Origin of the sequence: Bacteroides sp. MSK.20.12 (assembly GCF_019052435.1) — a bacterium.
Classification (GTDB): domain Bacteria; phylum Bacteroidota; class Bacteroidia; order Bacteroidales; family Bacteroidaceae; genus Bacteroides; species Bacteroides xylanisolvens.
The window spans coordinates 52,995-68,817 of sequence record NZ_JAHQVH010000018.1; the positions used below are offsets into that span (position 1 = coordinate 52,995).

12 protein-coding genes are annotated in these 15,823 nt (G+C 42.6%); 9 read left to right on the forward strand and 3 right to left on the reverse strand.

The window, feature by feature from the left end; all coding sequences use genetic code 11:
- Positions 1 to 667: 667 nt before the first annotated feature.
- From mnmG to KTR06_RS11425, 7 genes are all read left to right on the forward strand, one after another.
- Positions 668 to 2,554 (forward strand): tRNA uridine-5-carboxymethylaminomethyl(34) synthesis enzyme MnmG, encoded by a 1,887-nt coding sequence (gene mnmG / locus KTR06_RS11395; RefSeq protein ID WP_120067682.1) that lies wholly within the window; start codon positions 668 to 670, stop codon positions 2,552 to 2,554.
- A 50-nt stretch (positions 2,555 to 2,604) separates the two neighbouring features.
- On the forward strand, positions 2,605 to 3,135 hold the full coding sequence (locus KTR06_RS11400) for an adenine phosphoribosyltransferase (RefSeq protein WP_004313735.1): 531 nt from the start codon (positions 2,605 to 2,607) through the stop codon (positions 3,133 to 3,135).
- A 70-nt stretch (positions 3,136 to 3,205) separates the two neighbouring features.
- Complete coding sequence (gene uvrC, locus KTR06_RS11405) at positions 3,206 to 5,050, forward strand: excinuclease ABC subunit UvrC (protein ID WP_120067684.1); 1,845 nt, start codon at positions 3,206 to 3,208, stop codon at positions 5,048 to 5,050.
- 245 nt (positions 5,051 to 5,295) lie between these two features.
- Entirely contained in the window at positions 5,296 to 5,748 is a 453-nt protein-coding gene (dtd, locus tag KTR06_RS11410; protein WP_004313732.1) for a D-aminoacyl-tRNA deacylase, read from the forward strand.
- Between the two features lie 39 nt (positions 5,749 to 5,787).
- Positions 5,788 to 6,126 (forward strand): nucleotide pyrophosphohydrolase, encoded by a 339-nt coding sequence (locus tag KTR06_RS11415; protein ID WP_004313731.1) that lies wholly within the window; start codon positions 5,788 to 5,790, stop codon positions 6,124 to 6,126.
- Positions 6,113 to 7,015 (forward strand): deoxyribose-phosphate aldolase, encoded by a 903-nt coding sequence (gene deoC / locus KTR06_RS11420; protein WP_217290363.1) that lies wholly within the window; start codon positions 6,113 to 6,115, stop codon positions 7,013 to 7,015. The genes KTR06_RS11415 and deoC overlap by 14 nt, the downstream gene beginning before the upstream one ends.
- Before the next feature lie 398 nt (positions 7,016 to 7,413).
- A complete protein-coding gene (locus KTR06_RS11425) occupies positions 7,414 to 8,094 on the forward strand; it encodes a DUF1266 domain-containing protein (RefSeq protein ID WP_120067727.1) in 681 nt (226 codons plus the stop codon).
- On the opposite strand, the gene KTR06_RS11430 is transcribed toward KTR06_RS11425, so the two are convergent.
- Complete coding sequence (locus KTR06_RS11430; protein ID WP_008641604.1) at positions 8,095 to 9,069, reverse strand: polyprenyl synthetase family protein; 975 nt, start codon at positions 9,067 to 9,069, stop codon at positions 8,095 to 8,097.
- Between the two features lie 88 nt (positions 9,070 to 9,157).
- Here KTR06_RS11430 and polA point away from each other — a divergent pair, with 88 nt between their 5' ends.
- On the forward strand, positions 9,158 to 12,007 hold the full coding sequence (gene polA, locus KTR06_RS11435; RefSeq protein WP_217290364.1) for a DNA polymerase I: 2,850 nt from the start codon (positions 9,158 to 9,160) through the stop codon (positions 12,005 to 12,007).
- 390 nt (positions 12,008 to 12,397) lie between these two features.
- Entirely contained in the window at positions 12,398 to 12,793 is a 396-nt protein-coding gene (locus KTR06_RS11440; RefSeq protein ID WP_004296707.1) for a DUF3836 domain-containing protein, read from the forward strand.
- A gap of 88 nt (positions 12,794 to 12,881) precedes the next feature.
- On the opposite strand, the gene KTR06_RS11445 is transcribed toward KTR06_RS11440, so the two are convergent.
- Together KTR06_RS11445 and KTR06_RS11450 are read right to left on the reverse strand one after the other, a co-directional pair.
- Complete coding sequence (locus tag KTR06_RS11445) at positions 12,882 to 13,661, reverse strand: LytTR family DNA-binding domain-containing protein (RefSeq protein WP_004296706.1); 780 nt, start codon at positions 13,659 to 13,661, stop codon at positions 12,882 to 12,884.
- Positions 13,658 to 15,700, reverse strand: a complete 2,043-nt coding sequence (locus KTR06_RS11450) for a histidine kinase (protein ID WP_120067689.1) — start codon at positions 15,698 to 15,700, stop codon at positions 13,658 to 13,660. The genes KTR06_RS11445 and KTR06_RS11450 overlap by 4 nt, the downstream gene beginning before the upstream one ends.
- Positions 15,701 to 15,823: the final 123 nt, after the last annotated feature.

The following is a 15,823-nucleotide window of genomic DNA, read 5'->3' on the forward strand; positions in this document are numbered from 1 at the left end:
TCCGCTCCACCTTTAAAGAATCCCCATAAATGGGATTCTTCTTTTTCTTCATCTTTCATTTACTCTTTACCTGAAAACGTCTTTTTCCTAATACCTAATCAAAACAATCTTTTTCCTAAAAACTAATCTTAAAATCTAATACCTTAATTTTATAAACTAATACCTTTTAATTATTACCTTTTTCTAATACCTAAAATATAAGTAGTTTCACAACTACACTGCAAAGGTATAGCTGTTTGCGAAAACAGCAAAAGCCATCATGCAAAAAATTACATTCAGACTTATTTTTTTGACTTATGTCAAGAGGTAGGGTAAATTTAGAGTGTAAACCTCACGTTTATTCCCACAACAATCCGTCTTCTCAACAAATCTTTCCTTTTACTCTCTAGTTGCATTCATAATTGAGCAAGTACACAACTAACAAAAAGAAAGCAAAACAGGGAATTTAAAACACAATCTATTACCATTCTATTTAAAAACATACAATCACAAAAAACAATAAGCGGGCTATTTTCGAACAATCTGCATATTTCTAACTCAAAATTACGGCGATTTTTTCAGTCAAACCGGATTCCTCCCCGGATTTTCAGAAGCAAAAACAGCTTGAAGATACAAGTCTCGCAACTTTTCCGTAACTTTGCAGCGTTTGATAATAAATAAGATAGGAATGGATTTTAAGTACGACGTAATTGTAATTGGTGCCGGACATGCTGGTTGTGAAGCAGCGGCAGCCGCAGCTAATTTAGGTTCCAAGACTTGTCTCATCACTATGGACATGAACAAGATTGGGCAGATGAGTTGCAACCCGGCTGTAGGAGGAATCGCCAAAGGACAAATTGTACGTGAAATAGATGCACTGGGTGGACAAATGGGATTGGTGACAGATGAAACAGCCATTCAGTTCCGAATTCTAAACCGTTCGAAAGGCCCTGCCATGTGGAGTCCCCGCGCCCAATGCGACCGGGCTAAGTTCATCTGGTCCTGGCGGGAGAAACTGGAAAATACACCCAACCTTCATATCTGGCAAGATACGGTATGCGAACTGCTCGTTGAAAACGGTGAGGTTACCGGATTGGTCACTGCGTGGGGTGTCACTTTCAAAGCGAAATGCGTTGTGCTCACCGCAGGAACTTTCCTCAACGGACTGATGCACGTAGGTCGCCATCAATTACCGGGAGGAAGAATGGCCGAACCGGCTTCTTATCAATTGACCGAATCCATCGCCCGTCACGGCATCACCTATGGAAGAATGAAAACCGGTACTCCGGTACGAATCGATGCACGCAGCGTTCATTTTGACCAAATGGAAACACAAGCCGGCGAATGTGACTTCCACAAGTTCTCTTTCATGAATACCAGCACGCACCACTTAAAGCAACTTCAATGCTGGACATGCTACACTAATGAAGAAGTACATCGGATTTTGCGCGAAGGTTTGCCCGATTCTCCCCTATTCAACGGACAGATACAAAGTATCGGACCACGCTATTGCCCGAGCATCGAAACCAAGATTGTTACTTTCCCCGATAAAGACCAGCACCAATTATTCCTGGAACCGGAAGGCGAAACAACACAAGAGCTATATCTTAACGGATTCTCTTCTTCACTTCCGATGGAAATACAAATTGCGGCACTGAAACAAATCCCGGCTTTCAAAGATCTGGTCATCTATCGTCCGGGATATGCTATCGAATATGATTACTTCGATCCGACCCAATTAAAACATACGTTGGAATCGAAGATTATCAAAAATCTGTTCTTTGCCGGACAAGTGAACGGCACTACCGGATACGAGGAAGCAGGAGGACAAGGATTGGTAGCCGGCATCAATGCGCATATCAACTGCCACGGCGGAGAAGCATTTACTCTAGCCCGCGACGAAGCATATATTGGCGTATTAATCGACGATTTGGTTACCAAAGGTGTGGATGAACCCTACCGTATGTTTACCTCCCGTGCAGAATATCGCATTTTGCTTCGCATGGACGATGCGGATATGCGCCTGACAGAAAAAGCATTTAAGCTTGGATTGGCAAAGAAAGACCGCTATCAATTGGTAAGAAGCAAGAAGGAAGCTGTGGAACAAATCGTCTCTTTCGCACGCAACTATTCGATGAAACCGGCATTAATTAATGATGCTCTCGAAAAGATAGGAACAACTCCCCTGCGTCAAGGGTGCAAGTTGATAGAAATTCTAAACCGTCCGCAGGTGACAATTGAGAATATAATAGAACATGTTCCGGCGTTTCAACGGGAACTGGAGAAAGCGACAAGTTCGGATCAAGATCGAAAAGAAGAGATTCTCGAAGCGGCTGAAATTTTAATCAAGTATCAAGGATACATTGACAGAGAACGAATGATTGCTGAAAAGCTGGCACGCTTGGAGAGCATAAAGATCAAAGGAAAATTTGATTATTCCACCATTCAGTCCCTATCCACCGAAGCTCGGCAAAAGTTGGCAAAGATAGATCCGGAGACGATTGCGCAGGCGAGCAGAATTCCGGGAGTCTCTCCAAGTGACATCAACGTACTGCTCGTGCTTTCGGGACGATAGGCGGTAACGTTTCACGTGAAACAAATCATTTAAAGAAACGATATAATTCAATGATTATGAGCAAAGAAACACTAATCAAAAGTATTCGGGAAGTACCCGATTTTCCGATCCCCGGAATCCTATTCTACGATGTCACCACCCTATTCAAAGATCCATGGTGCCTGCAAGAATTATCAAACATTATGTTTGATATGTATAAGGATAAAGGGATCACCAAAGTAGTAGGAATAGAATCAAGGGGCTTCATCATGGGACCGATTTTAGCCACCCGCCTGAACGCCGGTTTCATTCCTATCCGCAAGCCCGGCAAGCTCCCTGCAGAAACAATTGAAGAAAGCTACGACAAGGAATACGGAAAGGACACCGTGCAAATTCACAAAGATGCACTGGATGAAAACGACGTAGTTTTATTACACGACGACTTGCTGGCAACAGGAGGTACGATGAAAGCGGCTTGCGAATTGGTGAAAAGATTAAAACCTAAAAAGGTATATGTAAACTTCATCATTGAATTGAAAGAACTGAATGGGAAATCAGTATTCGGAGACGACGTAGAAGTAGAATCGGTATTGACTTTATAAAGGATTTGCATCTATATTGCAGAGAATATGTCAAAAGTAAGCAGCTAGCGATCTCTCATACCTAACGATTATGAATGTAGAACCGGAAAGCAAAACCAATGAATATCTGAAAGGGATTGTAGCCAACCTTCCCGAGAAACCGGGTATTTACCAATACCTGAATACGGAAGGAACGATTATATACGTTGGAAAGGCAAAAAATCTAAAGAAAAGAGTCTATTCTTATTTCAGCAAAGAGCATGAGCCGGGAAAGACGCGAGTACTGGTCAGCAAAATCGCTGATATTCGCTATATCGTAGTCAACACAGAAGAAGATGCGTTATTGCTGGAGAATAATCTGATAAAGAAATATAAGCCGCGCTACAACGTTCTGTTAAAGGACGACAAGACCTACCCTTCTATTTGCGTGCAGAATGAATACTTTCCGAGAGTCTTCAAAACAAGAAAGGTTATCAGGAACGGCTCCTCTTATTATGGCCCGTACAGTCACATTCCATCAATGTATGCGGTATTGGACCTGATAAAGCATTTATATCCCTTGCGCACATGCAATTTAAACCTAAGTCCGGAAAACATACGGGCGGGCAAATTTAATGTATGTCTGGAATATCATATAAAAAACTGCGCCGGGCCATGCATCGGATTGCAATCACAGGAAGAATATCTCAAAAACATAGATGAAATCAAGGAAATCCTGAAAGGGAATACACAAGATATCAGCCGTATGTTGCTGGAAAGGATGCAGACGCTGGCCGGCGAAATGAAGTTTGAAGAGGCACAGAAGGTTAAAGAGAAGTATCTTTTGATTGAGAGTTATCGTTCGAAATCGGAAGTAGTAAGCTCCGTATTGCACAATATCGACGTATTCTCAATCGAAGAAGACGAGTCGAACTCTGCTTTCATCAATTATCTGCACATTACAAATGGTGCCATCAATCAGGCTTTCACGTTCGAATACAAAAAGAAGCTGAACGAATCAAAAGAGGAGCTTTTAAGGCTTGGTATTATCGAAATGCGGGAACGCTACAAAAGCCAATCCAGAGAGATTATAGTGCCTTTTGAACTCGATTTGGAGTTAAACAATGTCGTATTTACCGTTCCACAGCGGGGAGATAAGAAGAAATTGCTGGATCTTTCGGTTCTAAACGTGAAACAGTACAAGGCCGATCGCCTAAAACAGGCGGAAAAATTGAATCCGGAGCAAAGAAGCATGCGTTTAATGAAAGAAATTCAGCAAGAGTTGCATTTGGAAAGACCGCCGCTACAAATCGAGTGTTTTGATAACTCAAACATACAGGGTTCTGATGCCGTGGCAGCCTGTGTTGTATTTAAGAAGGCCAAGCCATCAAAGAAAGATTACCGGAAATACAATATAAAGACGGTTGTAGGGCCTGATGACTATGCTTCCATGAAAGAGGTCGTCAGAAGGCGTTATCAACGCGCTATCGAAGAGAATTCTCCTCTACCCGACCTGATTATCACTGATGGTGGAAAAGGTCAAATGGAGGTCGTCAGAGAAGTCATTGAAGACGAACTGAATCTGGCTATTCCTATTGCCGGACTAGCAAAGGACAACCGCCACCGCACATCGGAGCTGCTTTTTGGATTTCCTCCGCAGACGATTGGTATCAAACAGCAAAGCCCATTATTCCGTCTGCTGACACAGATTCAGGATGAAGTACACCGTTTTGCTATTAGTTTCCATCGTGATAAACGCAGCAAACGACAAGTTGCGTCCGCACTGGATACCATCAAAGGTATCGGAGAAAAGACAAAAACAGCACTTTTGAAAGAGTTTAAGAGCGTAAAACGAATAAAAGAAACCTCTTTTGAGGAGATTGCCGCTATCATCGGAGAAGCGAAAGCCAAGACCGTAAAAGAGGGATTAAGCAATGAATCATCAAAAAATGAATAAGAAGCCGGCGGAATGGAGTCAGTTATCTTTCTATCATTTTTAGCCGCGGATTACACAGATTGCATGGATTTCACGGTTAAATTACTAAAAACCGCATTATCCTTTCAATCTGTATAATCCATGCCTAAATAATAAACCATTAAAGCTTTCGGCAAAACCTTATAATATTTTCCTGCCAACACACCGTTTTCTCTTTCGAATTTTGTAAATTTGCCTTTCCTAACCACGAAATAGAATAAATAACAATGCGAATAGTTATACAACGGGTAAGCCATGCGTCAGTAACCATTGAAGGACACTGCAAATCGTCCATCGGAAAGGGGATGCTGATATTAGTTGGCATCGAAGAATCAGACGGGCAGGAAGACATCGACTGGCTCTGCAAAAAGATAGTAAATCTACGTATCTTCGACGATGAAAATGGGGTGATGAACAAGTCTATTTTAGAAGATGGAGGCGAAATTTTAGTTATCAGCCAGTTCACGCTACACGCTTCTACCAAAAAGGGAAATCGCCCCTCCTACATCAAAGCTGCCAAACCGGATATCTCTATCCCACTCTACGAGCAATTCTGCAAAGATTTAAGCGGTGCACTGGGAAAAGAAATAGGCACAGGAATCTTCGGAGCAGACATGAAAGTTGAACTTTTAAACGACGGTCCTGTTACTATATGCATGGATACCAAAAACAAAGAATAGATATTCCATACTAATCATTAATCACTAATCATTAAAAAAATGACTCTGGAAGAAGCACAGAAACAAGTGGACCAATGGGTGAAAACATACGGTGTCCGCTACTTCAGCGAGTTGACCAATATGGTAGTCCTGACGGAAGAAGTAGGAGAACTGGCCCGTGTCATGGCCCGCAAATATGGCGACCAATCCTTCAAGGAAGGAGAAAAAGACAACATAGATGAAGAGATAGCAGACGTCTTATGGGTGCTTCTCTGCATCGCCAACCAGACGGGAGTAGACATCACTGACGCTTTCCGGAAAAGCATGGAGAAGAAAACGAAACGAGATAATAAAAGACATATCAACAACCCAAAACTGAAAGATCATGGAAGAGAATAACTCACAGCCCAACAAGTACAAGGCCGCATTGGCAAAGTATAATACCAATCTGAGCGATGCAGATATTCAAGCTCGCGTAGCTGAATTGATTGAGAAAAAAGTGCCGGAGAACAACACGGAGGACGTTAAGAAATTCCTGTTCAACTGCATTGATCTGACCACCCTGAACAGTACGGACAGCGACGAAAGCGTGATGCACTTTACTGAAAAAGTCAATCAGTTTGACGACGAATATCCTGATCTGAAAAACGTAGCAGCCATCTGTGTGTACCCCAACTTTGCAGCCATCGTTAAAAACACGCTGGAAGTAGACGGAGTCAATATCGCCTGTGTATCAGGAGGTTTCCCCTCTTCACAGACATTCATTGAAGTGAAAGTGGCAGAAACAGCACTGGCCATTGCAGACGGTGCAGACGAAATAGATATTGTGATTTCCATCGGCAAGTTCCTTAGCGGAGACTACGAAGGAATGTGCGAAGAAATACAGGAACTAAAAGAAGTTTGCAAGGAACGCCACCTCAAAGTAATCCTCGAAACAGGCGCATTAAAGAGTGCTTCCAACATCAAGAAAGCCTCTATCCTATCCATGTATTCGGGCGCAGACTTCATCAAGACATCTACCGGAAAGCAGCAGCCTTCCGCAACGCCGGAAGCCGCTTACGTGATGTGTGAAGCTATCAAAGAATACTATCAGAAGACAGGAAACAAGATTGGATTCAAACCGGCAGGTGGTATCAACACTGTTAACGATGCGATTATTTACTACACTATTGTAAAAGAACTATTAGGTGAAGAATGGCTTGACAACCAACTGTTCCGCCTGGGAACCAGCCGTTTAGCCAACCTCCTCCTTTCCGACATCAAAGGCGAAGAAATCAAGTTCTTCTAAAAATTAAAGGCTACATTAGCAATCAAATACGCCTTACCGCGCGACTCCCGTATCACGGGAATCGACGCGGTATTTTTTATTTAAGAAAAACTAAAGATAGTTACTGGACAATTCGGAAAAATAATTATCTTTGTAAAAGGTTTAGCGATGAAAATATAGCTAATTAGTTATATTAGAGAACGTTTCATTTATTACCAGTTCCTGGAATTCGGCAAAATTCAAAGTTATGAATGGTAATAAGCAAACGGGTCTCACGCACCTTCATGTATATAATTTTGTTATATATCGAATGGAGCGTGGGACTGTTGCTTGTATACTCATAACGGCTTGCCGAAGCCTCAGGAAAATACATGGCAACAGTTCTCACGCTTTTCATGAACTTTATGGAGGTATTAAGGATGGACGCTTACACGAGAACCTTACGATTCAATCACAACCCTCTGAATCTCATCCTCGGAACAGAGAAAAAGAAGGGGCTACGCATCGGTTATATGGAAGCTGGACTGCAAGGCTTCTATCTCAACTCCATGGAGACCGGAGTCCATCCGCAAAAGCTATCCAGACTGCTGGCAGAAGAGTTCCACTGCACCGATACCAAGTCCGTCACCGGATTATTCCAGTTCCTGATCAACGAAGGAAACAGAGTCTCCTACCAGATTATGCTCCCCTACTTACTCTCCACAGAGAACATCAACGAGTTCGAAAGTATCATCCAAAAGCGCTTTTTCGGAGTAGAACGCTTCATTCAGCAAGGAAAGAATCTATACAGATTCGTGAAATATACAGAAGAAAGAAGAGACCCGATTATATGGATAAATGACTTAGAAAAAGGGATTATCGGATGGGACATGGGATTGCTTGTCAGCTTGGCGCGCGCCTCCCAAACATGCGGGCACATCAGCAAGGAACAAGCCTGGAAGTACATAGAACAAGCAGCCCAATTATGTTCTCTAGATCTTCATACAGCTGAAGAAATAGACAAGAGTTTCCTTTTAGGAAAAGCGATGAAATCGGGAAAAATAGAAGATTGGGATCGATTATTATCGTGCTATTCACTCCTGGGCAGGCACAGGAAGTAACTATTTTTCGCGGTCTACCACGTAATCCAAGTAAGCCCGGAGAGCTACACAAATATCAGATTCCGGCAAAGAAGCCAGTAAATCAAAAGCCTTTTGCTTATATACATTCATCGTCTGAACGGCATATTCAATGCCCCCGTTTTCTTTGATAAACGAGATCAAATGGGCAATTTCATCGAGAGTAGCTGCACCCTCCTTTACCTTGATTGCCAATTCTTGCGCCTCATCGTTTTTTGTCGTGTTCAATACATACAAAGCGGGCAATGTCAGTTTACCTTCAAGCATATCATTACCTGTCGGTTTGCCAATCTCTCTATTATCAAAGTAATCGAAAATATCATCTTTTATCTGAAAGCAGATACCAATATATTCACCCAACAAACGAGCTAGTTCGGCTTCTCCCTCCCCTACACCTACCGAAAAAGCGGCAGCTTTCGTACAGGCAGCAAAAAGAGCGGCAGTCTTCTTACGGATTACATCAAAGTAAACCTCCTCAGAAAAGCTATGATTACTTACATTTGAAAGCTGAAGCAACTCGCCGTCAGCAAGATCCTGCCCAAGAGTAGACACCAGTTGAATAATGCGGTGGCTGTTCGTCAGTTCGGCATGCACCAAACTGGTTGCCAGCAGATAGTCGCCCGTCAATACGGCTACTTTATTATTAAAGATAGCATTCACCGAGAGTTGTCCACGGCGTTCGGTACTTTCATCCACGACGTCGTCATGCACCAAACTGGCTGTATGAAGGAGTTCCAATGAAACAGCTGCATGAAGAGTGGAAGGACATACAGCACCATAAAGACGTGCCACCAGCAAAACAAGAATAGGACGCATCATCTTACCATTCCTCTGCCGTATGTGAGATACGACACTATCGAGCAATGCATTTGAACTGGAGAGAGAACTATCAAAAAGTTCTTTGAAGTCTCTCAGTTCTGCTTCAATCGGAGTTCTGATGAGTGAGATGCTGTCCATTAATTACACAATTTGAGCACAAAAGTAATAATAAAACGCTGAATACCGTATTTTTTTGTACTTTTACCATGAAAAATTAATTAAATCTATGGATTCAAGTAATAAATTATTTCTTTTAGACGCTTATGCATTAATATATCGAGCGTATTACGCCTTTATTAAAAACCCAAGAATCAATTCCAAAGGATTCAATACTTCAGCTATACTGGGCTTTGTAAACACCCTCGAAGAAGTGCTGAAAAAAGAAAATCCCACTCATATAGGAGTAGCCTTCGACCCCGCAGGACCTACCTTCCGACACGAAGCTTTCGAACAATATAAAGCACAGCGGGAGGAAACTCCGGAAGCGATTCGCCTTTCCGTACCTATTATAAAGGATATTATACGTGCTTACCGCATCCCCATTCTGGAAGTTGCAGGCTACGAAGCCGACGACGTGATAGGTACGCTTGCCACCGAAGCCGGCCGTCAGGGTATCACCACTTATATGATGACTCCCGACAAAGATTACGGGCAGTTGGTAAGCGACAAGGTATTTATGTACCGTCCCAAGCACACAGGAGGTTTCGAAGTGATGGGTGTTGAAGAAGTGAAAGCCAAGTTTGACATTCAGTCTCCGGCACAAGTGATTGACATGCTCGGACTGATGGGCGACTCTTCGGATAATATCCCCGGATGTCCCGGAGTAGGAGAAAAGACTGCTCAAAAACTGATTTCCGAATTCGGAAGCATCGAAAATTTATTAGAGCATACCGACCAACTGAAAGGTGCACTGAAAACAAAAGTGGAAACGAACCGGGAAATGATTACTTTCTCGAAATTCCTCGCCACGATTAAAATTGATGTGCCCATCCAACTTGAAATGGATTCTCTTGTCCGCGAAGAAGCAGACGAAGATTCACTTCGCAGCATTTTCGAAGAACTGGAATTTAGAACGCTCATCGACCGGGTACTAAAAAAAGGAGTTTCCGGAAATGGAATAACCTCCACTCCTGGAAGCAAAGTCGCCACCGGAAAAAGCGCCCCCTCTCCTCTTCCACTTTTTCCCGAAGAAGGAGGCGGAATACAAGGCAATTTGTTTGCGAATTTCACGCCCAATGAGCCGGATGAAGCAAAAAAATCAAATCTAGAGACGTTAGAATCGCAGTCAGGCAACTATCAACTCATTGATACAGAGGAGAAAAGAAGAGAAATTGTTCAAAAATTACTTACATCTAAAATTCTCTCGTTAGATACGGAAACCACCGGAACCGAACCAATGGATGCCGAATTGGTCGGAATGAGTTTTTCCATTGCCGAAAATGAAGCATTTTATGTTCCTGTTCCATCAGACTGGGACGAAGCGTTAAAAATCGTAAAGGAGTTCCGCCCGGTCTTCGAAAATGAGAATTCGTTAAAAGTCGGACAGAATATCAAGTACGATATGATTGTTCTTCAAAATTATGGTGCAGTAGTAAAAGGTCCGCTTTTCGATACGATGATCGCTCACTATGTTCTTCAACCGGAACTTCGTCATGGTATGGATTACCTGGCAGAAATTTATCTGCATTATCAGACTATCCATATTGACGAACTGATAGGCCCCAAAGGAAAGAATCAGAAGAACATGCGCGACCTCGACCCGAAAGATGTATATCTGTACGCTTGCGAAGATGCGGACATCACTCTGAAACTGAAAAACGTATTGGAGAAAGAGCTGAAAGAGAATGACGCCGAACGTTTATTCTATGATATAGAAATGCCTCTTGTTCCGGTATTAGTCAATATCGAACGGAACGGAGTATTGCTAGACACGGAAGCACTGCAACAATCATCCGCTCATTTCACCGCCCAGATGGAGCAAATCGAAAAAGAAATCTACGAACTGGCCGGTGAGACCTTCAACATCGCTTCACCCAAGCAAGTCGGCGAAGTCTTGTTTGACAAGCTGAAGATTATAGAAAAAGCAAAAAAGACCAAGACCGGGCAGTATGTCACCTCGGAAGAAGTGCTCGAAAGCCTCCGGCATAAACATCCTGTGGTAGAAAAGATTCTGGAACATCGCGGACTGAAAAAGCTATTGGGCACGTATATCGATGCGCTTCCCCTACTTATCAACCCACGCACAGGAAGGGTGCATACCTCTTTCAACCAGACTGTAACCGCTACGGGACGCCTTAGTTCAAGTAACCCGAACTTACAGAATATCCCTATCCGCGACGAGAATGGAAAAGAAATCCGCAAGGCTTTCATCCCCGATGAAGGCTGCCTCTTCTTCTCTGCCGACTATTCGCAAATTGAATTGCGCATCATGGCACACCTTAGCGAGGATAAGAATATGATTGATGCTTTCCTTAGCAATCACGATATTCATGCGGCCACTGCTGCCAAAGTTTATAAGATCGACCTGAAAGACGTAGGTTCCGACATGCGCCGTAAAGCCAAGACTGCCAATTTCGGTATCATCTATGGCATATCCGTATTTGGTCTTGCCGAACGAATGAATGTAGATCGTAAAGAAGCCAAAGAGTTAATCGACGGTTACTTTGAAACTTATCCGGGAGTGAAAGCATATATGGATAAAAGCATTCAGGTGGCCCAGGAAAAAGGCTATGTGGAAACAATCTTCCATCGGAAGCGCTTCTTGCCGGACATCAATTCGCGGAATGCCGTTGTACGCGGATATGCGGAACGAAATGCCATCAACGCCCCTATCCAGGGAAGTGCGGCAGATATTATAAAAGTAGCAATGGCACGTATCTATCAACGGTTCCAGACCGAAGGAATACAAGCCAAAATGATCCTGCAAGTACATGACGAATTAAATTTCAGCGTTCCTGTCAATGAAAAAGAGCGTGTAGAAGAAATCGTCATCGAAGAAATGGAGAAAGCATACCGCATGCACGTCCCCTTGAAAGCAGATTGCGGATGGGGCAAAAACTGGCTTGAGGCACATTAAACCATCAAGTGAATAAAGGCCACCTCAATAAGGAATTGCTATCTTTTAGACACTAATTACACAAGGAGACTCCACCTTATCAGGGACCTCCGCTTACAAAATGGAGGCAAGTCTGGGTAATAACATTATTTAACTCTGTATCCAGAAAGCTAGAAAAAAGATTCCTTTTTCGACGAAGTGATTCATTCTATATCCGGCAGATTGACTGCCGGATATTTTTTTGTCACCAATATTGGCAAAAAGCTAGTTATCACCCACCTCCACTCTTGACATTTTGACAATCTTTTATCTTCTAAAATGCGTAAATACCAAATTAATATGTAGATTTGCAGCATAAAACCAATGTATTTGGTAGACAAATGAAAGTATAACCCAAAAACTTAAATAGCCATGAAAGCAAAAGTATCTTTAAAAATGTTCGTTTTATCTGCAGCTCTTCTTGTTGTATCGCTTGCTACTTCTGCACGTAGCTACGATAATCAATTGATTTATAATCCAATCGAAGAGAATGGCATGACAGTGGGACAAACCGTTTACAAAATGGACGGAAATACACTTGCCAACTACATGAAGTACAACTACAAGTACGATGACAACAAACGTATGATTGAAAGCGAGGCCTTGAAATGGAACAATAGCAAAGACGCATGGGAAAAAGACCTACGTATCAATTACACTTATGAAGGCAAGACCGTTACTACGAATTATTATAAATGGAACGCTAAAAAACAAGCCTACGTACTGGTACCCGAAATGACCGTTACGATGGATAATACAAACATGTAACATAAACTCTCTCTCATTCTAATATTCTAACAAAAGGATACGCCGCTTCTGCTGAAGAAGTGGCGTATTTCATAATATGAGGTCTACATTACAAAACAAAGAAACGCTCTTGCAGTTCTTTTAGATAACTTCGGGAAATAATCAAATCGTTCTTATCGTGAAAAGGCGGATAAAGTTGACAGCATTTACCATCAATCATTGCCAGATAATTAACATTTACAATAGCAGATTGGCTAATCTGTACAAAAGCTTGTGAATAACTGATAATATCTTCTGCTTTTGTATTTCGCTTCAAATTCAGACAAGTTTGATTAAACAAGACCACCTGCCATTGACGTTTATCTTTCAGATATTCAAAAAAGCCAATTTCTTCCAGTCGCAAGAGTTTGAAGCCTGTCACTGTACTAATCATAAACATGCCTTGCTGGGGCATCAATGCACTAATAGAAGAAGCAAAAGAAGGCAAAAGAGGAAGCGAAGTAGAGGTCATAGCCTTCCGGTAACGGTCCATAATTACTTTCAGGTCTTCTGCTTCAAAAGGCTTCAGCAGGAAGTCGAAAGCCGACTCACGCAACGCCTGAAGCAAGTATTTGTCATAAGAGGTGTAAAACACAACCTTCATATCCCACAAAATATCCTCCCTGATTTCACTTAATAGATTGAGTCCCAACGTATCCGGAAGTTCCACATCAAGAAACAATAAGTCCGGATGCAACTCCATAATCATCTTTTTACCTTTTGCACCATTCCCTGCGATTCCTTTTACTTCAAATTCACGATAGGGCTCCAACTCTCGGCGCAAAGCATCAATCGCTGTACGTTCATCGTCAACGATGACTACCTTATACTTTTCTTCTGTCTCCATCATAAATCATAAGAAAAACGAAACGGGATATATACCGACACTTCCGTACCGGTTTGTCCATCGCTTCTGTTGGTTATATTAAAACGTATTTTATCACTCTTGTTCTTTGTATTCAGTAATTGAATGGTCTGATACAACACTTTCAATCCTGTACCAGTACCCCGTGTGGCGGAAACTACCTGCGGGAGATACCCGCGTCCGTTGTCGGTAACCGTTATGCGAATCCCATTTGTTTCACGGGAAACATATACCATTAGCTCCTTTTTTCCGTCCTTTCCCGCCAGTCCATGTTTAATAGCATTCTCCACCGGAATTTGCACAATCATAGATGGAATCATGATGCGGGTTGCATCTAAACCGTCCTCCACCGTGATTGTTGCGACAAAATCTTCTCCGACACGTCCACGTTCCAGTTCGATGTATGTACGGACGAAATCCAGTTCGTCTTGCAAAGATACGCTCAATTTCTCGGTAAGTTCGAGGCTACGACGGAGATATTTCACCAGTTCCATCAGATTATGTTTCACCTCTTCCGAGCCGTTAAACTGATTGATCTCACGTCCCAGTACATTAAAAGTAAAATGAGGAGAAATCCGGCTTCTCAAATTCTCCATGCGGACACGGTTGATTTGCTGGAAGAAACGCTGGCGAAGAAACTCCCTCTTTTTACGCATATACCAGACAACTACCACTACCCCTGCCACAAGCAACACGCAGACAAGTACCCAGATAGATACGCTCAACTTGAGCACTCTCATCTCTGCCGCCTGTCGCTGAATCTTCATTTCCTTACGAAGCACTATCGTATCCTGCCGGTAACGCATATCCAATTCGGCAACACGCATCTGTATCCGTTCGCTCCGGATGGAATCGTCCAGATGGCAATCACGTTTCAGGTATTCATAGGCACGGCGGTAATCACCGGTATGCTCAAAATAATGTTGCAGATACTGATTGCGTATAGTCAACATATTGGCGTCAAGATGCCCCACAGGAGCAGTCCGGGCGATCATAGTCTTCGCTTGGGCTATATTACCTTTCTTCAATGCCAGTTCAATCATCTGGGTTTCAATGTAATGAACAGCCGAGTTATGCTGTATATCGGAGAAGAAACGATAACTTTCGTCCAGGCAGATCTGTGCGGAGTCCAGTTTGTCAGTCAGCAAGTACAATTCTCCCAGGTTTACTTTGATAAAGTTCTGTTCAAACACCATCTGCGGATAAGAAGATACGAGTGCATTGGCCCTGCGCATATATTTCAAAGCCTCCTGATAGTTTTTCCGGTAATAATAATGGTTGCCGCGATTGTTGAGATAGGTCCATTGCTCGCTCACGTTCATTTCATCGAAGAACTGCCCGGCCAATTCATAGTAATGATTGGATAAATCGAAATCGCGCAGTTCCATGTAAGTCTGCCCCAATCCGTAGTAGACAGGAAATTTCGTGTGCTCGGACAAGTTCAAAGAATCACAGAGAAACAGGGCGCGCCGGTAATACGAAGCAGTGTGCGCCAAGTCACTGCGATGCAGATAGGCATCAGCAATATTGATACAAATATCCGGGAGCAGGTGCAGTTTCTTTCCTTTCAGGCGATATTCGTAGGCTTTCTTATAGTCGGTAATTGCAGAATCAGGGCGGTTCAGTTGCATCCACACGTTGCCTTCGATATTATAAACATCGGATAATACATCATTCCATTGTGGAGATTGGGAAGATTGGGAAGCATTGCGGAAAAATTCCTTTACCCGGCGATTGTAATAGAGTATAGAATCAAAATCGGAAGAGACAAAGAATGTTTTCCCATAAAGGGCAAGCAAACGATAATAGACCTGGGAATCTTGCGCCTGTGTCAGTGCGTCAAGCACCTGTGAACGGGAATAATGCACATTGGAAAACAAAGAATCCTGTACACGAACTTCCAGAGAATCAACCAACACCTGTTCGCACGAAGAGTTATTGCGGTGTCTATCAGCATATCCGCAACTCAACAACATCAACAGCCCCAACAGTCCAAATAGTTTCATAGCAGTCTTCCGATTCATCAGTCCCCTTATTCATGTCATGTTTTGAATGTGACAAAAATACATTATTTATCCTGAATCCCAGCGAATTTTATTATTTTTTTTAATACCTTTGTGCCCATATAAATATGAGTAACTGACCTA